Annotated in this window: 19 protein-coding genes and 1 pseudogene; 14 read left to right on the top strand and 6 right to left on the bottom strand. The window is 73.5% G+C overall.

Going from position 1 to position 25,527, the window contains the following annotated elements; translation table 11 throughout:
• Position 1: 1 nt before the first annotated feature.
• From ACFV0Q_RS02380 to ACFV0Q_RS02370, 3 genes are all read left to right on the top strand, one after another.
• Complete coding sequence (locus ACFV0Q_RS02380; RefSeq protein WP_384999200.1) at positions 2-1,420, top strand: NAD(P)/FAD-dependent oxidoreductase; 1,419 nt, start codon at positions 2-4, stop codon at positions 1,418-1,420.
• A gap of 160 nt (positions 1,421-1,580) precedes the next feature.
• Positions 1,581-2,054, top strand: coding sequence for a hypothetical protein (locus ACFV0Q_RS02375; protein ID WP_384999197.1), 474 nt, complete (start codon positions 1,581-1,583; stop codon positions 2,052-2,054).
• An 88-nt stretch (positions 2,055-2,142) separates the two neighbouring features.
• Positions 2,143-3,939 (top strand): chitinase, encoded by a 1,797-nt coding sequence (locus tag ACFV0Q_RS02370; protein ID WP_384999194.1) that lies wholly within the window; start codon positions 2,143-2,145, stop codon positions 3,937-3,939.
• On the opposite strand, the gene ACFV0Q_RS02365 is transcribed toward ACFV0Q_RS02370, so the two are convergent.
• Both ACFV0Q_RS02365 and gabT read right to left on the bottom strand, forming a co-directional pair.
• The gene (locus tag ACFV0Q_RS02365; protein ID WP_384999192.1) at positions 3,905-4,537 is read right to left on the bottom strand and encodes a phosphatase PAP2 family protein; all 633 of its coding nucleotides are present in this window, start codon (positions 4,535-4,537) and stop codon (positions 3,905-3,907) included. The genes ACFV0Q_RS02370 and ACFV0Q_RS02365 overlap by 35 nt on opposite strands.
• Positions 4,538-4,883: 346 nt before the next feature.
• Positions 4,884-6,218 carry a 4-aminobutyrate--2-oxoglutarate transaminase gene (gabT, locus tag ACFV0Q_RS02360; protein WP_384999189.1) on the bottom strand — a complete coding sequence of 445 codons (1,335 nt, stop codon included), beginning with the start codon at positions 6,216-6,218 and terminating at the stop codon, positions 4,884-4,886.
• Between the two features lie 244 nt (positions 6,219-6,462).
• Between gabT and ACFV0Q_RS02355 the strand changes: the two genes are divergently transcribed.
• The 11 genes from ACFV0Q_RS02355 (at position 6,463) to ACFV0Q_RS02305 (ending at position 22,909) form a co-directional block, all read left to right on the top strand.
• A complete protein-coding gene (locus ACFV0Q_RS02355; protein ID WP_384999186.1) occupies positions 6,463-8,799 on the top strand; it encodes an ATP/GTP-binding protein in 2,337 nt (778 codons plus the stop codon).
• Positions 8,800-8,914: 115 nt separating this feature from the next.
• Positions 8,915-10,495, top strand: a complete 1,581-nt coding sequence (locus ACFV0Q_RS02350) for a PucR family transcriptional regulator (RefSeq protein WP_384999183.1) — start codon at positions 8,915-8,917, stop codon at positions 10,493-10,495.
• A 163-nt stretch (positions 10,496-10,658) separates the two neighbouring features.
• Positions 10,659-12,104 carry an aldehyde dehydrogenase family protein gene (locus ACFV0Q_RS02345; RefSeq protein ID WP_384999180.1) on the top strand — a complete coding sequence of 482 codons (1,446 nt, stop codon included), beginning with the start codon at positions 10,659-10,661 and terminating at the stop codon, positions 12,102-12,104.
• A 181-nt stretch (positions 12,105-12,285) separates the two neighbouring features.
• Positions 12,286-14,238, top strand: coding sequence for an acyl-CoA dehydrogenase family protein (locus ACFV0Q_RS02340; protein WP_384999177.1), 1,953 nt, complete (start codon positions 12,286-12,288; stop codon positions 14,236-14,238).
• 75 nt (positions 14,239-14,313) lie between these two features.
• A complete protein-coding gene (locus ACFV0Q_RS02335; protein WP_384999174.1) occupies positions 14,314-15,624 on the top strand; it encodes a hypothetical protein in 1,311 nt (436 codons plus the stop codon).
• 12 nt (positions 15,625-15,636) lie between these two features.
• Complete coding sequence (gene dxr, locus ACFV0Q_RS02330) at positions 15,637-16,899, top strand: 1-deoxy-D-xylulose-5-phosphate reductoisomerase (RefSeq protein ID WP_384999171.1); 1,263 nt, start codon at positions 15,637-15,639, stop codon at positions 16,897-16,899.
• Positions 16,896-18,197, top strand: a complete 1,302-nt coding sequence (locus tag ACFV0Q_RS02325; RefSeq protein ID WP_384999168.1) for a M50 family metallopeptidase — start codon at positions 16,896-16,898, stop codon at positions 18,195-18,197. Before dxr ends, ACFV0Q_RS02325 begins: the two co-directional genes overlap by 4 nt.
• A 173-nt stretch (positions 18,198-18,370) precedes the next feature.
• Positions 18,371-19,528 carry a flavodoxin-dependent (E)-4-hydroxy-3-methylbut-2-enyl-diphosphate synthase gene (gene ispG, locus ACFV0Q_RS02320; RefSeq protein ID WP_384999166.1) on the top strand — a complete coding sequence of 386 codons (1,158 nt, stop codon included), beginning with the start codon at positions 18,371-18,373 and terminating at the stop codon, positions 19,526-19,528.
• Positions 19,529-19,682: 154 nt separating this feature from the next.
• A complete protein-coding gene (locus ACFV0Q_RS02315) occupies positions 19,683-20,528 on the top strand; it encodes a GNAT family N-acetyltransferase (RefSeq protein WP_384999163.1) in 846 nt (281 codons plus the stop codon).
• A gap of 62 nt (positions 20,529-20,590) precedes the next feature.
• The gene (locus ACFV0Q_RS02310; protein WP_384999160.1) at positions 20,591-21,163 is read left to right on the top strand and encodes a GNAT family N-acetyltransferase; all 573 of its coding nucleotides are present in this window, start codon (positions 20,591-20,593) and stop codon (positions 21,161-21,163) included.
• 42 nt (positions 21,164-21,205) lie between these two features.
• Positions 21,206-22,909, top strand: a complete 1,704-nt coding sequence (locus ACFV0Q_RS02305) for a proline--tRNA ligase (protein WP_384999157.1) — start codon at positions 21,206-21,208, stop codon at positions 22,907-22,909.
• A gap of 13 nt (positions 22,910-22,922) precedes the next feature.
• Here ACFV0Q_RS02305 and ACFV0Q_RS02300 read toward each other — a convergent pair whose 3' ends face one another.
• The 4 genes and pseudogenes from ACFV0Q_RS02300 to ACFV0Q_RS02285 all read right to left on the bottom strand — a co-directional run.
• A complete protein-coding gene (locus tag ACFV0Q_RS02300) occupies positions 22,923-23,873 on the bottom strand; it encodes a slipin family protein (protein WP_384999154.1) in 951 nt (316 codons plus the stop codon).
• A gap of 43 nt (positions 23,874-23,916) precedes the next feature.
• Positions 23,917-24,819 carry an aminoglycoside phosphotransferase family protein gene (locus ACFV0Q_RS02295; protein ID WP_384999151.1) on the bottom strand — a complete coding sequence of 301 codons (903 nt, stop codon included), beginning with the start codon at positions 24,817-24,819 and terminating at the stop codon, positions 23,917-23,919.
• A 16-nt stretch (positions 24,820-24,835) separates the two neighbouring features.
• On the bottom strand, positions 24,836-25,294 hold the full coding sequence (locus ACFV0Q_RS02290; protein ID WP_384999149.1) for a DUF4439 domain-containing protein: 459 nt from the start codon (positions 25,292-25,294) through the stop codon (positions 24,836-24,838).
• A pseudogene (locus ACFV0Q_RS02285) lies at positions 25,291-25,527 on the bottom strand (hypothetical protein); the annotation flags it as partial. The gene ACFV0Q_RS02290 and the pseudogene ACFV0Q_RS02285, both read right to left, overlap by 4 nt.

Here is a 25,527-nt window from a genome sequence, read left to right as displayed (position 1 = left end):
CATGGCCCCAGTCGCCATGCGTAGTGTTGCGAAATCCCTTTCCGAGGCGAAGCCGGTCGCGTACTGGCTGGACGACCCCGGCAAGCCCGCCGCGCAGCCGGCGCTCACCTCCGACGAGCGCTGCGACCTGCTCGTCGTCGGCGGTGGCTACAGCGGGCTGTGGACCGCGCTGATCGCCAAGGAGCGCGACCCCGGCCGGGACGTGGTCCTGATCGAGAGCAAGGAGGCGGGCTGGGCCGCCTCCGGCCGCAACGGCGGCTTCTGCGCCGCCTCCCTCACCCACGGGCTGGCCAACGGCATGGCCCGCTGGCCCGGCGAACTCGCCAAGCTGGAGGAGATGGGCGCCCGCAACCTCGACGAGATCGAGGCGGCGGTCGCCCGCTACGGCATCGACTGCGACTTCGAGCGCACCGGCGAGATCGACGTGGCCACCGAACCCCACCAGGTCGAGGAGCTGCGCGAACTCCACGAGGAGGCCCGCAAACTGGGCCTCGCCGACGGCTCCGAATGGCTGGACCGGGACGCGCTGCGCGCCGAGGTCGACTCCCCGACCTTCCTCGCGGGCCTCTGGGACCGCGACGGCGTCGCCATGCTCAACCCGGCGAAGCTCGCCTGGGGCCTGAAGCGGGCCTGCCTCGACCTGGGCGTGCGGATCTACGAGAACACCCGCGGCCTGAAGATGTCCTCCGTCGGCGCCGGGATGGCCGTCACCACCCCGTACGGCACGATCCTCGCCCGCCGGGTCGCGCTGGGCACCAACATCTTCCCCTCGCTGGTCAAGCGGATCCGCCCCTTCACGGTCCCGGTGTACGACTACGCGCTGATGACCGAGCCGCTCAGCGCGGAGCAGCTCGCGGCCATCGGCTGGAAGAAGCGGCAGGGCCTGGGCGACAGCGCCAACCAGTTCCACTACTTCCGGATCACCAAGGACCACCGGATCCTGTGGGGCGGCTACGACGCCATCTACCCGTACCGGGGGAAGCTCGACTCCGAGTACGACCACCGCCCCGAGACCTACCTCAAGCTCGCGGAGCACTTCTTCACGGCGTTCCCGCAGCTGGAGGGGCTGAAGTTCAGCCACGCCTGGGGCGGGGCCATCGACACCTGCTCCCGCTTCTCGGCGTTCTTCGGCACGGCCCACTCGGGCAGGGTGGCCTACGCCGCCGGCTTCACCGGGCTCGGCGTCGGCGCCACCCGCTTCGGGGCCGACGTGATGCTGGACCTCCTCGACGGGGTCCGCAGCGAGCGCACCCGGCTGGAGATGGTGCGCAGCAAGCCGATGCCGTTCCCGCCGGAGCCGTTCGCGTGGACCGGGATCACCCTCACCAAGTGGTCGCTGGCCCGCTCCGACGCCCGCGGCGGCCGCCGCAACCTGTGGCTGCGGACCCTGGACCGCTTCGGGCTCGGCTTCGACAGCTGACGCCCTGGCCGGTGCCCGCACGCCCCCGGCGCACACCCGTGCGTACCGTGTGACCCGCTTCACCACCATGGAGTAACAGAACTCGCGTCATACCGCCGCCCGGCCCCGCTCTCTCCCGGTGAGAACCCTTCACCGCACACGAGGGAACGGAGGCCGGGCGATGACGTTCGCGGGGGCCAAGACGGCAGTGGAATGGCTGGCAACGGTGGCGCCGGATCCGGACGCCTGCCGGTGGGAATGGGAGCGCAACCCCCTCGGGGTCGCCCTCCTGCCCGCCGGCCGGCGCTGGGACGTGCTGATCCTGCCGGGTGAGCTGGGGCGGGCCACCCTCGACGTACTGCACCTGCTCACCGCCCGGCCCGGCCCGGTGCTCTCGGATTCCCGGGACGCGCGGCTGGGCTTCTTCGTACCCCCGGGCACGGCGTCCCGCTGGATCGGTACGGGCGTACGGGGTGCCGGGCGCGGGAGCTGGATCGTGGTCCCGTACCCGGGGCGGGCGACGGGCGGGGGGCACTGGCTGGTGGTCCCCGACGGCGAGGGCACGCTCACCGACCCGGTACTGCTGGAGCTCGCGATGCACGAGGCGGCGGCGGGCGTGCGGGCGGGGGAGGAGCGGGAGGGCCGGACCCCTTGACAAGAGGATTGGTCTGGACCATCTTGGGCGCCGCCGTCGCTCCCACCCCAGCGGCCCGGCTCCATCCCCCCATGCACCGGAGGAAGTTGTGCGCAGAGTGCTCCCCCTCCTCACGGCCGCCGCCCTCGCGGCGGCCGGACTCCTCACCGCGGGCCCGCCCGCCGCGGCCGCGGACGCCGATCTCGTCCGCAACGGCGGCTTCGAAACCGGCCTCGACGGCTGGAGCTGCTCCGGCGCGGCCGGAAGCACCGTCAGCACCCCCGTCCACAGCGGGAGTTCCGCCCTCAAGGCCACCCCGGCCGGCCAGGACAACGCCCGCTGTTCCCAGACCGTCACCGTCAGACCCGACTCGGCGTACACCCTCACCGCCTGGGTGCAGGGCGCCTACGTCTACCTCGGCGCGAGCGGCACCGGCACCACCGACGTCTCCACCTGGACCCAGACCCCGGGCGCCTGGAAACAGCTCACCACCACCTTCCGCACCGGCCCCGCCACCACCTCCGTGACGGTGTACACCCACGGCTGGTACGGCCAGCCCGCCCACCTCACCGACGACGTCGCCCTGACCGGCCCCGACCCCGGCCAGCCCCGGCCCCCGGCCGCCCCCACCGGCCTGACGGGCTCCGCCGCCTCCTCCGGTGCGGTCGCCCTGTCCTGGGCGGCGGCCACCGGGGCCACCTCGTACACGGTCTACCGCGACGGCGCCGACCCCCTCACCACGGCCGCCACCTCGGCCGCGGTCACCGGCCTCGCCGCGTCCACCCCGTACACCTTCCGGGTCGCCGCGGTGAACGCGGCCGGCGAGTCCCCCAAGAGCGCGCCGGTCACCGTCACCACCGCCGGCACCGGCACCCCGGGCAACCCCGGCCTGCCCGCGCACGCCCTCGTCGGCTACCTCCACAGCAGCTTCGCCAACGGCTCCGGCTACGTCCGCATGGCCGACGTCCCCGCCTCCTGGGACGTCATCGACCTCGCCTTCGGCGAACCCACCTCGGTCACCTCGGGCGACATCCGCTTCCAGCTCTGCCCGGTCGCCGCATGCCCGAACGTCGAGACCCTGGCCGAGTTCAAGGCGGCGATCAAGGCCAAACAGGCGGCCGGCAAGAAGGTCCTGATCTCCATAGGCGGCCAGAACGGGCAGGTCCAGCTCGCCACCACGGCCGCCCGCGACGCCTTCGTCTCCTCCGTCGGCAAGATCATCGACGAGTACGGGCTCGACGGCCTCGACATCGACTTCGAGGGCCACTCCCTCTCCCTCGCCACGGGGGACACCGACTTCCGCGCCCCCACCACCCCGGCGATCGTCAACCTGATCTCCGCCGTGAAGACCCTCAAGGCCACGTACGGCCCGGACTTCGTCCTGACCATGGCCCCCGAGACCTTCTTCGTCCAGCTCGGACACCAGTACTACGGCTCCGGCCCCTGGGGCGGCCAGGACCCGCGCGCCGGCGCGTACCTCCCGGTCATCCACGCCCTGCGCGACGACCTCACCCTGCTGCACGTCCAGGACTACAACTCGGGACCCGTCATGGGCCTCGACAACCAGTACCACTCCATGGGCGGCGCCGACTTCCACATCGCCATGACCGACATGCTGCTCACCGGCTTCCCGGTCGCGGGCGACACCGCCCGCGTCTTCCCGCCGCTGCGCCCCGACCAGGTCGCGATCGGCCTCCCGGCCACCCCCAACGCGGGCAACGGCCACACCCCGCCCGCCGAGGTGGACAAGGCGCTGGACTGCCTCACGAAGAAGCTGGACTGCGGTACGTACCCGACCCACGGCACCTGGCCCGGCCTGCGCGGCCTGATGACCTGGTCGGTCAACTGGGACCGCTTCGGGGGCTGGGAGTTCAGCCGGAACTTCGACGGCTACTTCGGCGGCTGACCCGCCCCTTCGCCCGCCCCGTGCCTGCCGGAGGCGCCGCTGGTGCCGCCGACGCCGCCCACCGCACGGCCAGCAGGAGCGGGGTGCACAGGAGGAGGCTGGCCAGGACGTCGAGGGGCCAGTGGAAACCGCGCAGGACCAGCCCCGCCGCGGTGAGGCCCGTCAGGAGCGCCGCCACCGGCAGGGGCCAGGGGCGGCGGGTGTGGGGGGCCACGAGGAGGGCCGCGCCCGTGTAGGCCATCAGGGCCGTCGCCGTGTGCCCCGAGGGGAAGTAGCCGGCGGCCCAGGGCTCCAGGGGGCCCGGGCGGGCGGTCCAGTCCTTGAGGGGGACGATCAGCGCCGGCACCAGGGCCATCGCCAGGCCGGCCACGAGGGCGGCCCGGCCCCGGCCGCGCCGGGCGGCGTAGAGCATGGCGAGGGCCAGTACGGGCACGGCGACCGGGATGTTGCCGAGGTCCGCGAGGCGTTCGGTGACGGCGTCGGGGACGGCGCGCACGACGGCGCGGCTCAGCGCGTGGTCCGGGGTCAGCAGCGGCCCCGACACGTGGACCTGCCAGGTGATCAGGGCGAAGAGGGCGACGCTCAGGGCGCAGAGCACCGAGGCGGCCGAGGAGATGGCCGGCCGTCCCGGAACAGGGGGGATGGTTCCGGGACGGCCGCCCGGATCGGGTTGCCGTGCGCCCCGGGGGGTTTGGGGCGAACGGCCGTCCGATCTGAGAGGAGTGTGCGCGAACGCATGCCCAGTACGGCGCTGGGGAAGCCCGGTACCGGTATCGCTCCCGGTTTCCCGGGAACGGTCTGTCTCACTCATCTGCAGAAACCGTACGCCAGCGAAAGGGGGACCGACAGCGGGAAAGCGCTCCCGCCATCGGCCCCCCACACGTTCTTCACAGCGCCCGACCGTTACCACCGGTAGAGAAGGGCGCCTGTGTTCGGACGCTCGATCAGATGCCCGCGAACGCGGCCTCGATGATGTCCAGGCCCTCGTTCAGCAGGTCCTCGCCGATGACGATCGGGGGCAGGAAGCGGAGCACGTTGCCGTAGGTGCCACAGGTGAGGACGAGCAGGCCCTCGGCGTGGCAGGCCTTGGCGAGCGCGCCGGCCGCCTCCGGGAAGGGGGTCTTGGAGACCGGGTCCTTGACGAGCTCGATCGCGATCATGGCGCCGCGGCCGCGGATGTCGCCGATGATGTCGTACTTCTCCTGCATGGCCGTCAGGCGGGCCTTCATCAGGGACTCGATCTTCTTCGCCGCGGCGTTGAGGTCGAGCTCCTTCATGGTCTCGATGGAGCCGAGCGCACCGGCGCAGGCCACCGGGTTGCCGCCGTAGGTGCCGCCCAGGCCGCCCGCGTGCGCGGCGTCCATGATCTCGGCGCGGCCGGTCACGGCGGCGAGCGGCAGACCGCCCGCGATGCCCTTGGCGGTCGTGATCAGGTCCGGGACGATGCCCTCGTCCTCGCACGCGAACCACTGGCCGGTGCGGCAGAAGCCGGACTGGATCTCGTCGGCGACGAAGACGATGCCGTTGTCGTTGGCGAACTTCACGATCGCCGGGAGGAAGCCCTTGGCCGGCTCGATGAAGCCGCCCTCGCCGAGGACCGGCTCGATGATGATCGCGGCGACGTTGTCGGCGCCGATCTGCTTGGTGATCTGGTCGATCGCCTGGGCGGCGGCCTCGGGGCCGCAGTTCTCGGCGCCGGTGGGCCAGCGGTAGCCGTAGGCGACCGGGACGCGGTAGACCTCGGGGGCGAACGGGCCGAAGCCCTGCTTGTACGGCATGTTCTTCGAGGTCAGCGCCATCGTGAGGTTCGTACGGCCGTGGTAGCCGTGGTCGAAGACGACGACCGCCTGGCGCTTGGTGTACGAACGGGCGATCTTGACGGCGTTCTCGACGGCCTCGGCGCCCGAGTTGAACAGGGCCGACTTCTTGGCGTGGTCACCCGGGGTCAGCTCGGCGAGGGCCTCGCAGACCTCGACGTAGCCCTCGTAGGGGGTGACCATGAAGCAGGTGTGGGTGAAGTCGGCGAGCTGCGCGGAGGCGCGGCGCACGACGGCCTCGGCGGAGGCGCCGACCGAGGTCACGGCGATGCCGGAGCCGAAGTCGATCAGGCGGTTGCCGTCGACGTCCTCGATGATGCCGCCGCCCGCGCGGGCCGTGAAGACGGGGAGCACGGAGCCCACGCCGCCGGCCACCACGCCGAGACGGCGGGCCTGCAGCTCCTGCGACTTGGGGCCGGGGATCGCGGTGACGATGCGGCGCTCCTGCGGGACAGCGGTCATAGGGGGCTCCTGGGGGGTGTTTTCGGACGCACTTGTGTCTTTGTCCGCAGGCTAGGCCCGGGGGAGGGGGTACGGCATGCTCCGTTCGGGAGTGGTGCCCGCGTGTCCTTGTCCGTGGCGGCCATAGGAAGGAATCGGCGCGTGTCCTGTGGATCATGACGGGGTGCGGGCCTCAGGGGTGGGGCGGGCACTAGATTGAGCGCCGCGGTGCGCGCGCATGGCACGGGTAGGGGGCAGGGGTTTCATGGACACCGAAGGCACGTACGACGGACAGACGGCCCGCGCCGGCCACGTCCCCCGCCCAGCGGGCCCTCCACCCACCCCCCTCCCCCCGAAGCCGGCCCACGCGCCGTCCGTCGGCTCCCCGCTGGCCGCATGGATCCGCACGCCGCGGCCGCGGGCGGAGCCGGGCGTCTGGCGCTTCGGGCACGAGCCGCGGCGGGCGGACGCGGGGGAGCCGGCCACGGACCGGTCGCTGCTGAGCGGGGCGGTGATCTCGTTCCTGGCGTGCGTGCTGGTGTGGTCGCTGGTCTCGAACAACTACATCCCCTATTTCGACGTCCCGCTCAAGCTCTTCACCCCGCGCGACTGGTGGCAGCTGGGCGGCGGCCCGGTCGACGGCCGGGGCACGGCCGCGCTACAGGCGTACATGCTGCTGGTGTCGGCCGTACTGGTGGTCTGGTTCAGCCGGCTGGGCTCCTGGCGCCTGGCCTTCGAGCGGCTCGTCGCGGCCCGCGGGCCGCGCGCCCGCATCGTGGGCGCGACGGTGGGCGCCCTCTTCGTCGGGATGCTGATCTGGACCAACACCCTGACGGTGCTGGGCCTCGTCGGCGGGCACCTGCCCTACGAGGAGATGGGCGAAGGAACCGTCAAGCTGGTCACCAACCTCGTGTACGTGGCCGTTTCGGCGCCCGTCGTCGTCTTCTTCGTCCGGCTGGGCCGCCGCCCCGCGGCCAAGGGACGGCCCGGACCGTCCCCCGCCGCCGCTGTTGGCGGGGTCGCGGGTGGGGAGGATCCCGTGCGGTGGGGTGACGTGCGGGAGCGGGGGTTTGCGGAGGTGGCCGAGAGGCTCGGGGGGGAGGTCGAGGGCGGGCGGATGAACGACGTGGACTACGCGCGGATCCGGCGGGCCTGGGACGCCGCCCAGGGCGAGCCCGCCCGGCTGCGCGCCTTCGCCGAGGCCGTCATGGCCGACGGCGCCGCCGCCTGCGTCCACCCCTCCGGGGACCGCGACCTCCCGGTGCGGGCCGCCCGGCACGACCTGCTCGCCCGCCAGGTGCTCCTCGGCACCGTCGAGGACGGCGAGCGCAACCCCTACGCCCGCCGCGGCACCTCCCTCGCCCTCGACCCCGAGGTCCTCGGGACCTCCCTGCTGGCCGTCGGCCCCTCCGGGACCGGCAAGACCGCCCGGCTGGTGCGGCCCGTCGTCGAGGCCCTCGCGCTCCAGGCGCTGGCCGGGCAGGCCGCCGTCATCGCCGTCGGCTCGGCGGGGGCCCGGCTCGGCCCCGACGCCGCTTTCGACGTCGTCGTCCGCGTCGGCGACCCCGCCTCCGTCCACGACCTCGACCTCTACGGCGGCACCACCGACCCCGACGAGGCCGCCACCCTCCTCGCCGAAGCCTTCGTCGGAGACGTCCCCGGCCTCGACGTGCGCCGCGCCGCGACCGCCCTCGCGCAGCTGCTCGGCCCCTTCCGGGCAGCGCACGGCCGCTTCCCCGGCGTGCCCGAGCTGCGCGAGCTGCTCGACGGGCTGCCCGCCGCCCTCGACGCGCTGCGCCAGGCCCTCGAAGGCACCGGGCAGCAGGCCATGCTCCGCGAGCTCGACGCGCGCGTGCGCCAGTACGGGGCCCCCGCCGACCCCGGCCCGGCCCTCGCCGACCGCCTCGCCCTGCTGGACCGGCCCGCCTTCGCCGGGTTCTTCGACCCCACCGGCCAGGGGCGGCCCTTCTCGATGCGTGCCCTGGAGCACCCCGTCCGGGTCCGCGTCGACCTCCCCGAACGGGGCCACGCCGACGCCTCCCGGATGCTGGCCCGGCTGCTCCTCGCGCAGTTCAACGCCTGCGCCGCGGCCCGCGCCGACCGCTCGCTCTTCGCGTTCCTCGCCCTCGACGACGCCTCGCACACCCTGACCCCCGAGACCGTCCGGGGGGTGCAGCGGCTGCGGTCGGCGAACGCCGGCGTCCTGCTGACCCTGCGCGCGCTGGACGACGTACCGGAGGCCCTGCGGACGCCGCTGCTCGGCGCGGTCGGCTGCCGCATGGCCTTCTCCGGGGTCACCACCTGGGACGGGAAGCGGTTCGCCGAAGCCTGGGGCACCGAATGGGTCGAGACCCGGGACGTCACCCACCGCACCGTCTTCGCCGACCAGCCGCTGACCCGGGCCATCCACGCCTTCCGCAAGATGGTCACGGGCAAGGCCGTCACCACCGACGCCGTGACCGTGCGCCAGGTGGAGCGCGAGCGCTGGTCGGCCTCCGAGCTGGCGCACGCCGTGCCGCCCGGGTGCGCGGTGCTCTCGCTGACCTCCGTCCGCGGGGAGCGGGCGGCTCCGCTGCTGGTCCGGCTGGCCGGAACCGGCTGAGCGGACCCGTACGGGGTGGCAGAATCGATAGGGGCCGTTCATACGACACGGCGAAATCCCGACCGCCCCGAACCCCCCGTACCCCTCCCCTCCCGCCGAAGGCCCCTGGTACCCGATGCCGCTCACCCTCGCCTCCCTCGTCCAGCACTCGGCGCTCAAGCTCAGCGTCCGGGCGGGGGAGGGCCGCCTCGACACCCCGGTGCGCTGGGCCCACGTCAGCGAGCTCGCCGACCCGGTCCCCTACATGGAGGGCGGCGAGCTGCTGCTCATCACCGCCATGAAGCTGGACGCCGAGGACCCCGAGGAGATGCGCCGCTACGTACGCCGCCTCGCGGCCGCCGGGGTCGTCGGCATCGGCTTCGCCGTCGGCGTGAACTACGAGGCGGTCCCGCAGGCGCTGCTCGACGCCGCCCGGGAGGAGGACCTGCCGCTGCTGGAGGTGCCCCGGCGCACCCCGTTCCTCGCCATCAGCAAGGCCGTCTCGGCGGCGCTCGCCGCCGACCAGTACCGCGCCGTCACCGCCGGCTTCGAGGCGCAGCGGGAGCTGACCCGGGCCGCGCTGTCCGCCGACGGCCCCGCCGACCTGCTGGCGAAGCTGGCGGCCCACGTCCACGGCTGGGCCGCGCTCTACGACACCTCGGGCGCCGTCGTCGCGGCCGCGCCCGACTGGGCCGCGCGCCGTGCCGCCCGGCTCACCCCCGACGTGGAGCGGCTGCGGGAGCGCCCCGCGCCCGCGAGCGCGGTGGTCGGCGGCTCGGAGGACCGGGTCGAGCTCCAGTCGCTGGGCACCGGACGCCGGGCCCGGGGCGCGCTGGCCGTCGGGACGGGGGCCCCGCTGGGCACCGCCGAGCGGTACGCGGTGCACTCCGCCGTCGCCCTGCTCACCCTCACCACGGAGCGCTCGCGGTCGCTGCACGAGGCGGAGTCCCGGCTCGGCGCGGCCGTGCTGCGGATGCTGCTGGAGGGCGAGGCCGAGCACGCGCGGGCCGTCGCCGGGGACCTGTACGGGGCCCTGCTGGAGGCGCCGTTCCGCATCATCGTCGCCGAACCGGCGCTGCCGGGGACGGCCCAGCCGGAGGGGCTGGCGCTGCTGGCCGACGCGGTGGAGTCGGCGGCGGCGCGGACCGGGGAGACGCTGCTGGTGGTGCCGGAGGCCGGCCGGCTGGTGGTGCTCGCCGCCGACGGGGGCTCGGCGGTGCGGGCGTGCGCCGACCACGCGGAGGCCCTGGAGTCCCGGCGCGGCCGGGACGCGACGGGGCCCGAGCCGGACGAGCTGGTGGTCGGCCTCTCGGCGGCGTCCGCCCCGGAGGGCGTGGCGGCCGCCTTCAAGCAGGCCGACCAGGCCCTCGCGGTGGCCCGGCGCCGGGGGCGGCCGATGGTCGAGCACGAGGACCTCGCGGCGGGGTCCGTACTGCCGCTGCTGGCCGACGACGCCGTACGGGCCTTCGCGGACGGCACCCTGCGGGCCCTGCGGGAGCACGACGCGACCGGACGGGGCGACCTGGTGGCCTCCCTCCAGGCCTGGCTCTCCCGCCACGGACAGTGGGACGCGGCGGCCGCCGACCTGGGCGTGCACCGCCACACGCTGCGCTACCGGATGAAGCGGGTGGAGGAGATCCTCGGCCGCTCCCTCGACGACCCGGACGTCCGGATGGAACTCTGGCTCGCCCTCAAGGCCGGCACGACGACTCCGTAACCCCCCGGCAGGGCCGCCGCACGGCGGGGCCGGGGTGCGACAGTGACAAAGCGGCGCAGGGCGGGCGGGTGGCGCTCCATGCCGGATAAACAACGAAAGCCCGCCGGAGTCCTACGGTGGTGGGGACAAGCCCACCGCACACATCCGAAGGGCCGGGATTCGCATGACTTCCACCCACGCCTTCTGGCTCGCCGGCCGCCAGGCCACCGGCGAGGACAGCTTCGACGTCCACAACCCGTGGGACGGCCGCCTCGTCGCCGCCGTCAGCGTCCCCACCGACGCCCAGGTCGAAGAGGCCGTGGCCGCGGCGCACGCCGTGACGGCGGAATTCTCCGCGACCCCCGCCCACGTACGGGCCGCCGCGCTGGACCACGTGTCCAAGCGGCTCGCCGAGCGCACCGAGGAGATCGCCCAGCTGATCTCCGCCGAGAACGGCAAGCCCGTCAAGTGGGCCCGCGGTGAGGTCGGCCGTGCGGTGTCCGTGTTTCGTTTCGCCGCAGAAGAGGCCCGCCGCTTCAACGGCGGAGACGCCCAGCGCCTGGACACCGACGCCGGCGGCGTCGGCCGCCTGGCCCTGACCCGCCGCTTCGTCAAGGGTCCGGTCCTCGGCATCGCGCCGTTCAACTTCCCGCTGAACCTGTGCGCCCACAAGGTGGCCCCGGCCATCGCCGTCGGCGCGCCGATCATCCTGAAGCCGGCCCCGGCCACCCCGCTCTCCGGTCTGATCCTGGGCGAGCTGCTCGCCGAGACCGACCTCCCGGCCGGTTCCTGGTCCGTGCTGCCCGTCGCCAACGACAAGATGCCGGCCCTGGTCAAGGACGAGCGCCTGCCCGTCATCTCCTTCACCGGTTCGGACACCGTCGGCTACGCGATCCAGCAGTCGGTGCCCCACAAGCACTGCACCCTGGAGCTCGGCGGCAACGCCGCGGCCGTGGTCCTCGCCGACTGGTCCTCCGAGGCCGACCTCGACTGGGCCGCGACCCGCATCGCGACCTTCTCGAACTACCAGGCCGGCCAGTCCTGCATCTCCGTGCAGCGCGTGATCGCCGACGCCTCCGTCTACGACCGCCTCGTCGAGAAGGTCGTCGCGAAGGTCCAGGCGCAGGTCACCGGTGACCCGTCCGACGACGCCACCGACGTCGGCCCCCTCGTCTCCGAGGACGCCGCCAAGCGCGTCGAGGCCTGGGTCGACGAGGCCGTCTCCGCCGGCGCCAAGCTGCTCACGGGCGGCAAGCGCGACGGCGCCAGCGTCGAGCCGACCGTCCTCGCGGACGTCCCGGCCGGAGTGAAGCTCGCCACCGAAGAGGTCTTCGGCCCGGTCCTGACCCTGGTGCGCGTCGAGAACACCGACGAGGCCTTCGCCGCCGTCAACGACTCGAAGTTCGGCCTGCAGACCGGCGTCTTCACCCGCGACATCCAGGTCGCCTTCCGCGCCCACCGCGAGCTCGAGGTCGGCGGTGTGATCATCGGCGACGCGCCGTCCTACCGCGCCGACCAGATGCCGTACGGCGGCGTGAAGCAGTCGGGAGTGGGCCGCGAGGGCGTCCGCTACGCGATGGACGACTACACCTACGAGCGCGTCCTGGTCCTCACGGGCCTCGACATCTGACCTGCTCGTACGGTCACAGACCGACGGCCGGAGCCTACTGTGCGGGGGCTCCGGCCGTCCCCCTTTTCCGGGCACCTTTCGCCTGACACCCGACCGGCCCTTTTCCGGGGTCCGCGAAACGGGTACGACTCCCAGGTAGCACCGATCGGCAGTCCCCCGATGCGGCGAGGTGAGCACCCGGATGTCAGCGACGCAGCCCGCACAGCCCGTACAGCCCAAGGTGACCGAGCGCGAGGCGCGCCAGGTCGCCGAGGCGGCCCGGGAACAGGACTGGCGCAAGCCCAGCTTCGCCAAGGAGCTGTTCCTCGGGCGGTTCCGGCTCGACCTGATCCACCCCCACCCGCTCCCCGCCGACGAGGACGTCCGGCGCGGCGAGGCCTTCCTGGCCCGGATGCGGGCCTTCTGCGAGACCGAGATCGACGGTGCGCGCATCGAGCGCGAGGCACGGATCCCCGACGAGACGGTGCGCGGCCTCAAGGAGCTCGGCGCCCTCGGCATGAAGATCGGCACCGAGTACGGGGGCCTCGGCCTGACCCAGGTCTACTACAACAAGGCGCTCGCCCTCGTCGGCTCGGTCAGCCCCGCCATCGGCGCGCTGCTCTCCGCCCACCAGTCCATCGGCGTACCGCAGCCCCTGAAGATGTTCGGCACGAAGGAACAGAAGGACGCCTACCTGCCGCGCTGCGCCACCACCGCGATCAGCGCCTTCCTGCTCACCGAGCCCGACGTCGGCTCCGACCCGGCCCGCCTCGCCACGACGGCGGTACCCGACGGCGAGGACGCGTACGTGCTCGACGGGGTCAAGCTCTGGACCACCAACGGGGTGGTCGCCGACCTCCTCGTCGTCATGGCCCGGGTCCCGAAGAGCGAGGGCCACCGCGGCGGGATCACCGCCTTCGTCGTCGAGGCCGACTCGCCGGGCGTCACCGTCGAGCACCGCAACGCCTTCATGGGCCTGCGCGGCCTGGAGAACGGCGTCACCCGCTTCCACCGGGTCCGGGTGCCCGCCGGCCAGCGGATCGGCGCCGAGGGGGCCGGCCTCAAGATCGCGCTGACCACCCTCAACACCGGACGGCTGTCCCTGCCCGCGATGTGCGTCGGCGCCGGCAAGTGGTGCCTGAAGATCGCCCGCGAGTGGAGCGGCGTACGCGAGCAGTGGGGCCGGCCGGTCGCCAAGCACGAGGCCGTCGGCGCCAAGATCTCCTTCATCGCCGCCACCACCTTCGCCCTCGAAGCGGTCGTGGACCTCGCCTCCCAGATGGCCGACGAGGACCGCAACGACATCCGCATCGAGGCCGCCCTCGCCAAGCTCTACGGCTCCGAGATGGGCTGGCTGATGGCCGACGAGCTGGTCCAGATCCGCGGCGGCCGCGGCTTCGAGACCGCCGAATCGCTGGCCGCGCGCGGCGAGCGGGCCGTGCCCACCGAGCAGATGCTCCGCGACATGCGCATCAACCGGATCTTCGAGGGCTCGACGGAGATCATGCACCTGCTGATCGCCCGCGAGGCCGTCGACGCCCACCTGTCCGTCGCCGGGGACCTCATCGACCCCGACAAGGCCCTGGCCGACAAGGCCCGGGCGGGCGCCCGCGCGACCGGCTTCTACGCCCGCTGGCTGCCCAAACTGGCCACCGGCCCCGGCCAGGTCCCCGGCACGTACCGGGAGTTCCACCCGAGCGGCCACCCCGACCTCGCCACCCACCTGCGCTACGTCGAGCGCGGCGCCCGCAAACTCGCCCGCTCCACGTTCCTCGCGATGGCCCGCTGGCAGGGCCGCATGGAGACCAAACAGGGCTTCCTCGGCCGGATCGTCGACATCGGCGCCGAACTCTTCGCCATGAGCGCCGCCTGCGTCCGCGCCGAGCACCTGCGCGCCACCGGCGACCACGGCCGCGAGGCCTACCAGCTGGCCGACGCCTTCTGCCGGCAGTCCCGGCTCCGGGTCGAGGAACTCTTCGGCCGCCTCTGGTCCAACACCGACGACCTCGACCGCAAGGTCGTCGAGGGGGTCCTCGGCGGCGCCTACACCTGGCTGGAGGAGGGCGTCCTCGACCCCTCGGGCGACGGCCCGTGGATCGCGGACGCCGCCCCCGGCCCCTCGACGCACGAAAACGTGCACCGTCCCCTGCGCTGACCTGCCATCATCGGCAGAAGACCGGACGGATGTACGAGTACGGGTACGGGTACGAGCGCGAGGCGGACGAGAACGATGCCGACGGCCGAGGAGGACCGGGCCAGCCGACGGCTGGCCTGGTGCGTGGCACACCTGCTGCGCCACGCACCGCACCCCGTGGTGACCGCCCTGATCGACCGCCTCGACGGCCCGACCCGCAAGTACCTGTGCCGCGACCAGTGGCTGCCCGCCTCGGCCGTCACCCTCCTGCTGCGCGACGGCACCGCGCAGGACCGGCACTACATCGCCCGCAACCCCCGCGTCGTCGGCCGCCCGCTGCCCGGCCTGCCCGGCCCCGCCCGGTACGCCGCCCGGCCCGGCCCCTCGCCCGAGCTGCTCCGCGAGGTCGGCCCGGGCCCGTTCGCCCCCGGCGAGCTCATAGGCCTGCTGCGCCGCCACGGACGCCGCCCCCGCGTCCCCCTGACCCTGCTGCGGATGCCGCACCTCCTCGACCCCGGGCTGCTGCTCGCCGAGCACGCCCGCGCCCCGCTGCCGTCCGGCGCGGTCGAGGCGCTGCTGCTGGCGGGCGCCCTGCCCCGGGAGGCGTGCGCGGCCCTGCTCGACGCCCGCACGGGGGACACGTACGGGCCCCGCTGGTACCGGCCCGCCGTCCGCGCCCTCCGGATGGGCCTGCTGACCTGCGACGAGCTCGTCGCCCACGTGGCCCCGGCCCCCCGGACCCTGCTGCTGGGCCACCTCCCCGCCGTGCCCGGACTGCGCTGGACCCTGCCCGAGCAGGCCGAGATGCAGTCGGCCGTGCAGCGCGCCCTGCGCCCCGTACTCGGGCAGGACGCGCGGCGGTGGGCCGAGCTGCCCCACCGGGCCGCCGCCTTCCGCGGCACCCTGCCCGAGCTGGCGGCCGCCCTGGCCGCGGGCGGCCCGCCCGCACCCGGCGGCGTACGCCACGACCCGGCGCTGGCCCGCGCCGTACGCCACCTCGCCCCGGACCCGGGGACGGCCGAGCCCACCGGCGGGTGGGAGCGGGAGCTGGCCCTGGTCAGCCTCGCCGTCCCGATGGACACCGTCGACGAGGACGTCCGCTGGGTCCGCGACTGCCTCGACCGCTCCCTGCTCACCGGCGCCGACGTGATCCGGCACAAGGTGCCCGCCTGCTGGGCGCTGGACGAGGACCAGTGGCTCGGCGACACCGGCCACCCCGACCGCCACGACCGGCCCGCCGCCGTGCTCGCCGCCCGCGCCGAGGCCGACCGGCTGTTCGACGCGGCCCTCGGCGAGGACCCGGCGGCCTGGTGGCGGGCGGCCCGCGCGCTCCCCGACTTCGCCGGAACGCTCCCCGAACTCCTCGCGCGCGTTACAGACGGGGACTCCGTGTCCAAGCGCCCGTGAGTTGCGGCAACAATGGGGGGCATGAGCGACAGTCCAGCCCCCCTCGCCGACCCGCACCTCCTCTTCGATGCCGCGGCCGGCCGCCGGGACATCGTCATCCTCGGGTCGACCGGATCGATCGGCACCCAGGCCATCGACCTGGCCCTGCGCAACCCCGACCGCTTCCGGGTCACCGCGCTGTCCGCCGCCGGCGGACGCGTCGGGCTGCTGGCCGAGCAGGCCCGGCTGCTGCGGGTCAAGACGGTGGCCGTCGCCCGCGAGGACGTCGTACCGGCCCTCAAGGAGGCGCTGGGCGAGCGGTACGGGGCGTCCGAGCCGCTGCCGGAGATCCTGGCCGGACCCGACGCGGCGGCCGAACTCGCCGCCTCCGACTGCCACACCGTCCTCAACGGCATCACCGGTTCCATCGGCCTGGCGCCCACCCTCGCCGCGCTGCGCGCCGGGCGCACCCTGGCCCTGGCCAACAAGGAGTCGCTGATCGTCGGCGGCCCGCTGGTCAAGGCCCTGGCGAAGCCCGGCCAGATCATCCCGGTGGACTCCGAGCACGCGGCCCTGTTCCAGGCGCTCGCCGCCGGTACCCGGGCCGACGTCCGCAAGCTCGTCGTGACCGCCTCCGGCGGACCCTTCCGCGGCCGCACCCGCGCGGAGCTGGCCTCCGTCACGGTCCAGGACGCCCTCGCGCACCCCACGTGGGCCATGGGCCCGGTGATCACCATCAACTCGGCGACCCTGGTCAACAAGGGCCTGGAGGTCATCGAGGCGCACCTGCTCTACGACATCCCCTTCGATCGCATCGAGGTCGTGGTCCACCCGCAGTCCTACGTGCACTCCATGGTCGAGTTCACGGACGGCTCCACCCTCGCCCAGGCCACCCCGCCGGACATGCGCGGCCCCATCGCGATCGGCCTGGGCTGGCCCCAGCGGGTCCCGGACGCGGCCCCCGCCTTCGACTGGACCAAGGCGTCGAGCTGGGAGTTCTTCCCACTGGACACCGAGGCCTTCCCGGCGGTCGGCCTGGCCCGCCACGTGGGTACCCTCGGCGGTACCGCGCCGGCCGTGTTCAATGCGGCGAACGAGGAGTGCGTCGAGGCCTTCCTGGCCGGTCGGCTGCCGTTCACAGCAATCATGGATACGGTCTCCGCGGTGGTGGACGAGCACGGAACGCCGGAACCGGGAACTTCCCTGACCGTGGCGGACGTCCTCGAAGCGGAGACCTGGGCCAGGGCCCGGGCACGGGAGATGGCGGCGCGGGCCGCCGTGGAGGCGGGCGCATGACGTTGGTGCTGAACCTGATCGGTGTGCTCGTCTTCGTCGGGGGACTGCTGTTCTCCATCGCCTGGCACGAGCTCGGCCACCTCTCCACGGCCAAGCTCTTCGGCATCCGCGTGCCCCAGTACATGGTCGGCTTCGGCAAGACCGTCTGGTCGCGCAAGAAGGGCGACACCGAGTACGGGATCAAGGCCATCCCCATGGGCGGCTACATCCGCATGATCGGGATGTTCCCGCCCGGCGAGGACGGCAAGGTCACGGCCCGTTCCACCTCCCCGTTCCGCTCCATGATCGAGGACGCCCGCTCGGCGGCCTACGAGGAGCTCCAGCCCGGGGACGAGACGCGGCTCTTCTACACGCGCAAGCCCTGGAAGCGCGTGATCGTGATGTTCGCGGGCCCCGGCATGAACCTGGTGCTCGCCCTCGCGATCTTCTTCGGCGTCTGGATGACCTTCGGGATCAACCGGACCACCACCCAGATCGCCGGCGTCTCGCCCTGCGTCATCCAGCAGAGCGAGAACCGCGAGGTCTGCAAGGGCACCGACCCGGTGGCCCCGGCGAAGAAGGCCGGCCTGCGGGCCGACGACAGGATCGTCGCCTTCGACGGCCGCCCGGTCGCCGACTGGGCCACCCTCCAGAAGAAGATCCGCGACACCATCGGCCCCGCCACCCTCACCGTCGTGCGCGACGGGCAGCGGGTGACCGTCCCCGTGACCCTGATCGAGAACCGGGTCGCCAAGACCGACGGCCACGGCGGCTACGTCAAGGGCGAGTACGTGACGGCCGGCTGGCTCGGCTTCAGCCCCAAGAGCGAGATCGCGGCCCTGTCCTTCGGCGAGTCCGTGGACCACATGGGCGAGATCGTCGAAGGCAGCGTGCAGGGCCTGGTCAAGCTCCCCGCCAAGATCCCCGCCCTGTGGAACGCGGCCTTCGACGGCGCCGAGCGCGAGCCCGACTCCCCGATGGGCATCGTCGGCGCGGCCCGCATGAGCGGGGACATCGCCGCCCTGGACCTGCCCGGCGAGCAGAAGTTCGCGATCCTGCTCAACGTCCTGGGCATGTTCAACCTGTCCCTGTTCCTGTTCAACATGCTGCCCCTGCTCCCGCTGGACGGCGGGCACATCGCGGGCGCCCTGTGGGAGTCCCTGCGCCGCAGCGTGGCCAAGCTCTTCCGGCGGGCCGACCCCGGCCCGTTCGACGTGGCCAAGCTGATGCCCGCCGCGTACGTGGTGGCCGGCGTCTTCGTCTGCTTCACGCTGCTCGTCCTGGTGGCGGACGTGGTGAACCCCATCAAGATCACCTAGCGGCGGCGGTCGTACACGACGCGCGACGGAGCCGGGCACGCATCGTGCCCGGCTCCCTACGTTCGGGTGGCGCACCCCTCGGATGCGGGGGGAGCGTGCTGATTGGCGTAATCTCGAAGCCTGGAGCCCGCCGATCTCGGGACCTCGATCCACACCTTGGGGTTGCACAGCAGATGACTGCCATCTCTCTCGGAATGCCGTCCGTGCCGACGAAGCTTGCCGACCGCAGGGTCAGCCGCAAGATCCAGGTCGGTTCGGTGGCCGTCGGCGGCGACGCACCCATCTCGGTGCAGTCGATGACCACCACCCGCACCTCCGACATCGGCGCCACGCTCCAGCAGATCGCCGAGCTGACCGCCTCCGGCTGCAACATCGTCCGCGTCGCCTGCCCGACCCAGGACGACGCCGACGCCCTCGCCGTCATCGCGAAGAAGTCGCAGATCCCGGTCATCGCCGACATCCACTTCCAGCCGAAGTACGTGTTCGCCGCGATCGACGCCGGCTGCGCCGCCGTCCGGGTGAACCCGGGCAACATCAAGCAGTTCGACGACAAGGTCAAGGAGATCGCGCACGCCGCCAAGGCCGCGGGCACCCCGATCCGCATCGGCGTCAACGCCGGTTCCCTGGACGCGCGCCTGCTGAAGAAGTACGGCAAGGCCACCCCCGAGGCGCTGGTCGAGTCCGCGCTGTGGGAGGCCTCCCTCTTCGAGGAGCACGGCTTCGGCGACATCAAGATCTCGGTCAAGCACAACGACCCGGTCGTCATGGTCAACGCCTACCGCCAGCTCGCCGCCGCCTGCGACTACCCGCTGCACCTCGGCGTCACCGAGGCTGGCCCCGCCTTCCAGGGCACCATCAAGTCCGCCGTCGCCTTCGGCGCGCTGCTCTCCGAGGGCATCGGCGACACCATCCGCGTCTCCCTCTCCGCGCCGCCGGTCGAGGAGGTCAAGGTCGGCAACCAGATCCTGGAGTCGCTGAACCTCAAGCCCCGCCGCCTGGAGATCGTCTCCTGCCCGTCCTGCGGACGCGCCCAGGTCGACGTCTACAAGCTGGCCGAGGAGGTCACGGCGGGCCTGGAGGGCATGGAGGTCCCGCTGCGCGTCGCGGTCATGGGCTGCGTCGTCAACGGCCCCGGCGAGGCCCGCGAGGCCGACCTCGGCGTCGCCTCCGGCAACGGCAAGGGCCAGATCTTCGTGAAGGGCGAGGTCATCAAGACCGTCCCCGAGTCGAAGATCGTCGAGACCCTCATCGAAGAGGCGATGAAGATCGCCGAGCAGATGGAGCGCGACGGCGTCGCCTCCGGCGAGCCCAGCGTCGCCATCGGCGTCTGACCACCGCGCACCGCACGTGGCAAGAAACGGCCCCGTTCCCGTTCCCGCAGTTGGGGGGCGGGGCCGGGGCCTTTTCGTGACCCGTGGGACAGGGCATCCGCAAGCGACGCCGGGTACAGTGCGGAGATCAGCAGACTTGCATGGTGAGGCCCCAGTGTTGACGCAGACCACCACCCGGGTCCTTGACCCCAGTGATCTCGACGCCGCGCTCGACATCCTCGGACGCGAGCCGGTCGAGAACGCCTTCGTCACCTCCCGGGTCCAGGTCGCCGGACTCGACCCCTGGCGCCTGGGCGGCGAGATGTGGGGCTGGTACGCCGACGGCGACCTCCGCTCCCTGTGCTACGCGGGCGCCAACCTGGTCCCCGTCTGCGCCGGACCCGACGCCGTACGGGCCTTCGCCGACCGCGCCCGCCGCACCGGCCGCCGCTGCTCCTCCATCGTCGGCCCCGCCGAGGCCACCCGGCTGCTGTGGAAGCTCCTGGAGCCCAGCTGGGGCCCGGCCCGCGACGTCCGCTCCCACCAGCCGCTCATGATCATCGAGCGTCCCTCCGCCGAGATCCCCGCCGACCCGCTGGTCCGCCGCGTCCGCAAGGACGAGATGGACCTGATCATGCCCGCCTGCGTGGCCATGTTCACCGAGGAGGTCGGCATCTCCCCGCTCGCCGGCGACGGCGGCCTGCTCTACCAGGCCCGCGTCGCCGAGCTGGTCGCCGCCGGCCGCTCCTTCGCCCGCGTCGAGAACGGCAAGGTCGTCTTCAAGGCCGAGATCGGCGCCGCCACCCCCCGCGCCTGCCAGATCCAGGGCGTGTGGGTCGACCCCGCGTTCCGCGGCCGCGGGCACTCCGAGACCGGCATGGCCGCCGTCGTCCGGTACGCCCTGCGCGACGTGGCCCCCGTCGTCAGCCTCTACGTCAACGACTTCAACGCCGCCGCCCGCGCCTCCTACCGGCGGGTCGGCTTCCGCGAGGTCGGCGCGTTCATGAGCGTGCTGTTCTGAGGGCCCCGCTTTCGTCGCGGAAGCCGTACCGGAGCGGCACTACCCCGCAGTAAGGTCGCCGCATGCTGCCTACCCCCGGGGGCGAAGACCCCGCACGGCCCGCCGGACTCCGCATCGGCCACCTCGACCTCGCCGGCCGCGTGGACGAGGCGCTGCGCGTCCAGGCCGTCGCCTTCGGGCTCAGCGAGGAGGAGGTCGGCATCCGGCGCTACATCGTCCAGCGCCACATGACCTGCCCCGGCGCCCGCGCGCTCGGCGCCTTCACCGACGACGGGGCCCTCGCCGGCTTCGTCTACGGCATGCCCAACGACCGCGCCCACTGGTGGTCCACCATCGTCGAGCCCTACCTGCGGGCCGGCGGCGCCGACCACTGGCTCGACGGCTCCTTCGTCATCACCGAACTGCACGTCCACCCCGGCTTCCAGGGCCGCGGCGTCGGCCGCGCCCTCATCACCCGGATCACCGACGCCGCCCACGAGCCCCGCTCGATCCTCTCCGCCATCGACACCGAGAGCCCCGCCCGCGGGCTGTACGCGGCCCTCGGATACCGGGACCTGGCCCGCCGCGTCCACTTCCCGAGCGCGAGCCTCCCGTACGCCGTGATGGGCGCCACGCTCCCGCTGCGCAGGCACTGAATTCGATTCCGGCGCCCGCGCGGCCCCCGGTAGGCTCCCGTCATGTCAACGCAACACGTGCAGCGCATGTCCCGCCTCATGGCCAAGACCCTCCGCGAGGACCCGGCCGACGCCGAGACCCTCAGCCACCGCCTCCTGGTCCGCGCCGGCTACGTCCGCCGCAGCTCCGCCGGGGTCTGGACCTGGCTGCCGCTCGGCAAGCGGGTCCTGGACAACGTCTCGCGCATCGTCCGCGAGGAGATGGACGCCATCGGGGCGCAGGAAGTGCTGCTCCCCGCGCTGCTGCCGAAGGAGCCCTACGAGGTCAGCGGCCGCTGGTCCGAGTACGGCGACCTGCTGTTCCGGCTGAAGGACCGCAAGGGCGCCGACTACCTGCTCGGCCCCACCCACGAGGAGATCTTCACCCTCGTCGTGAAGGACCAGTGCACGTCGTACAAGGACCTGCCGGTCATGCTCTACCAGATCCAGACCAAGTACCGCGACGAGGCCCGCCCCCGCTCCGGAGTGCTGCGCGGGCGCGAGTTCCAGATGAAGGACTCGTACTCCTTCGACGTGTCCGACGAGGGCCTGGCGGAGTCCTACCGGCTCCACCGCGAGGCCTACGTCCGCATCTTCGAGCGCCTCGGCCTGGACCACCGGATCGTGTCGGCGGTGTCCGGGGCGATGGGCGGCTCGGCGTCCGAGGAGTTCCTGGCCCCCGCCGCGGCGGGCGAGGACACCTTCGTGGACTGCCCCTCCTGCGACTACGCGGCCAACACCGAGGCCGTGACCTTCGCGCTGACCCCCGTCACCGCCGAACACCCGGCGCTGGAGGAGGTGGACACCCCCGACACCCCCACCATCGAGACGCTGGCGGCGCACCTCGGCGTCCCCGCCTCGGCGACGCTGAAGAACCTCCTGGTCAAGGTCGACGGCGAGATCACCGCCGTCGGCGTCCCCGGCGACCGCGAGGTCGACCTCGGCAAGCTCGGCGAGCACCTGGCCCCGGCGGTCGTCGAGCTGGTGACGGCCGAGGACTTCGCGGGCCGTCCCGACCTCGTACGCGGCTACGTGGGCCCGCAGGGCCTGGAGAAGGTCCCGTACATCGCCGACCCCCGCGTCGCGCCCGGCACTTCATGGGTGACCGGCGCCAACAAGCCGGACACGCACGCCCGGAACGTGGTCTGCGGCCGGGACTTCGAGGTCGACCGGTACCTGGACGTGGTCGTCGTCGAACCGGGCGACCCCTGCCCCTCCTGCGGGGCCGGACTGCGCCTCGACCGGGCCATCGAGATCGGGCACATCTTCCAGCTCGGCCGCAAGTACGCCGACGCCTTCGGGCTGGACGTCCTCGGCAAGGAGGGCAAGCCCGTCCGGGTCACCATGGGCTCCTATGGCATCGGTGTCTCCCGCGCCGTGGCCGCGCTCGCCGAACAGAGCGCCGACGAGCGGGGCCTGTGCTGGCCCGCCGCCGTGGCACCGGCCGACGTCCACGTGGTGGCGGCGGGCAAGGCCGTCCCGCTGGCCCTCGCCGAGGAGGCCGCCGACGCGCTGGCCGCCGCCGGGCGGCGGGTCCTGCTCGACGACCGGCCCGGGCTCTCCCCCGGGGTGAAGCTCACCGACGCGGAGCTGATCGGCGTGCCGTGGATCCTGGTCGCGGGCCGCCGCTCCGCCGACGGGATCGTCGAACTCCAGGACCGCGCGGCCGGCACCCGCGAGGAACTCCCCCTGGCCGAAGCCCTGTCCCGGCTGACCGCGCGGGCCTGACCCGCGCGGCGGACTACTCACGCCGCCCCTCCGGCTCCTCGGGGGGCGGCGGCGATCCGTCCAGGAACAGCCCGCCGGGGGCGAGTTCCGGGGGTGCTTCCGGCTCGGGGAGCGCCTCCGGCTCGGGGAGCGCCTCCTGCCGGGGGAGCGCCTCCGGCTCCGGGGCCGCCTTCGGGGGCGGCGCCGGCTGCTCGGGCGCGGGCGCGGGGGCCGCGCGTTCCAGGAAGCGCAGGAGCTCCACCGGGAACGGCAGCACCAGCGTGGAGTTCTTCTCCGCCGCCACCGCCACCACCGTCTGGAGCAGGCGCAGTTGGAGGGCCGCCGGCTGTTCCGACATCACCTCCGCCGCCTCCGCCAGCTTCTTCGAGGCCTGCAGCTCCGCGTCCGCGTTGATGACGCGCGCCCGGCGCTCGCGGTCGGCCTCCGCCTGCCGGGCCATCGACCGCTTCATCGTCTCCGGCAGCGACACGTCCTTGATCTCGACCCGGTCGATCTGCACGCCCCAGCCCACCGCCGGACTGTCGATCATCAGCTCCAGCCCCTGGTTGAGCTGCTCCCGGTTCGACAGCAGGTCGTCCAGGTCGCTCTTGCCGATGATCGACCGCAGCGAGGTCTGCGCCATCTGGGAGACCGCGAACCGGTAGTCCTCCACCTCGATGATCGCGCTCGCCGCGTCCACCACCTTGAAGTACACGACCGCGTCCACCCGCACCGTCACGTTGTCCCGGGTGATGCCCTCCTGGGCGGGCACCGGCATCGTCACGATCTGCATGTTCACCTTGCGCAGCCGGTCCACGAACGGCAGCACCGTCGTGAACCCGGGTCCCCGGACGCCCTGGCGCAGCCGGCCGAAGCGGAAGACCACACCCCGCTCGTACTGCTTCACCACCCGGGCGGCAGCTCCCATGTACACCGCCACACCCATGGCGGCGGCGATTCCCGCTGTCAGCAGTTCCTCGACCATGACGGCCCCCTGCCGGACGCACACCTCTTACCTACGGTATGCCCTACAGCCAGGCCGCGAACTCCAGCAACAGCTCCGCGTCCGGGCGCCGCCCGGCGGCCAGCGCCCGGACGCCGGACTCCACCGCCCGGAACACCGTCCAGCCCCGCAGCCGGTCGCGGTCCACCTCCAGCGAGTCGGCGAGCCGGTTCACCCGCCGCCGGGCCCCCGCCGCCCCCGCCGAGGTCGCCACCTGGTCCTCCAGCCGGTCCCGCACCAGCCGGGCCAGGTCGTAGGCCCGTTCGCCGACCAGCGGTTCCGGGCCCACCGTCAGCCACGGCGCCCGTTCCCCGGCCAGCACCTTGCCCTGCCGGAAGTTCCCGTGCAGCAGCAGTTCCTCGCCCGGCAGCGCCGTCAGTTCCTCGCGCAGCGCCAGCGCCGTGTCCACGAGCGGGCGCACCTCCGCGGGCGCCGCCCGCAGCGCCTCGCCCTGGCGGGCCGTGCGCTCGGCCACCGTCTCGAAGGGGTGCCCGGGCGGGGGCTCCACCCACAGCCGCCGCAGCGTGCCGGAGGCCTCCAGCAGGGCCTTGGCGTCGGGCAGCGAACGCAGCGACACCTCCGGGTGCAGCCGCTCCAGCAGCAGCCCGCCGTCGGCCTCGTGGTGGCGCGAGTCGAGGACCCGTACGGACCCGAAACCGCCCCAGTGCGCCAGCGCGGCCAGTTCACGGTCGGGCCGGGCCCCCGGCGGCGCCAGCTTCAGCGCGGCCGGGGTGCCGTCGGCGTACCGGACGAGGAGCACCAGGCTGCTGCGGCCGCCCGGGGCCTGGACCCGCTGCGCGACGACCTCCCGCCGGCCCAGCGCCTCCTCGGCGAGCTCCGGCAACCGCCCCAGCCACGCGGTGTCCTGCGCCGTCCCCGGCAGCTCGCCGAGCGCCCGTACAAGCCGCTGCGGCGGTTCGAAAGCCATGCGTGCGTGGTCCCTTTCAGCTGGTCGGGGCTCGATCGGAGCGTTCCGTGAGCCCAGGGAAGGCTACGCCGACACCGCGCCAGCGTGCCGCGCGCACGGCCGCCGCGCTCAGCGCGTCGGCCGCCTCGCGGCGCAACTGGCCGTCCGCCGCCCGGACCAGGTCGGAGTACGCCCCCGCCACCCGCTCCTCGATCACCGCGGCCAGCCGCTCGGTGTCGTCGGGGGTGCGCAGCTCGAAGGGCAGGGCGTACGCCGCCTCGGCGGCCACGGGCGCGCCGCCCAGCTCGCGCACCTTGCGGGTGAGCGCGTCCCGGCGCGCCAGGTGGCTGCCGTACGCCTCGCGGGCCTCGGTCGCGCGGGCCGCCGCGACCCGGGCGCCGATCACCCCGTACCCGTACGCGGCCGCGTGCTCGGCGGCCAGGGCGGCCTGGGCGGCCTGCAGGGCGCGGTTGGCGGGGGAGGGTGCGGTCTTCACGAGGCGGCTCCCGGGGTCGAGGTGAGCAGGTACGCGTGGACGGCTCCGCACGCCGCCACGGAGGCCAGCATCCGGGCCAGCTCCCCGGGCGCCCCGGCCAGCGCGATGGTCCGCGCCTCCGACAGGCTCCGCTCGGCGTCGGCGAGGGCGCTCAGGGCCTCGGCGGGCTGCGGCGGAACCCCGTCCTTGCCGCCGGCCGGCGAGGCGGCGGGGGAGGGGGAGGGGGAGGGGGA

Source organism: Streptomyces sp. NPDC059564, assembly GCF_042735575.1.
In the GTDB taxonomy this organism is placed as follows: Bacteria; Actinomycetota; Actinomycetes; order Streptomycetales; family Streptomycetaceae; genus Streptomyces.
Note: the sequence above shows the minus strand (reverse complement) of the source record. Positions and strands in the feature narration are given on the sequence as shown.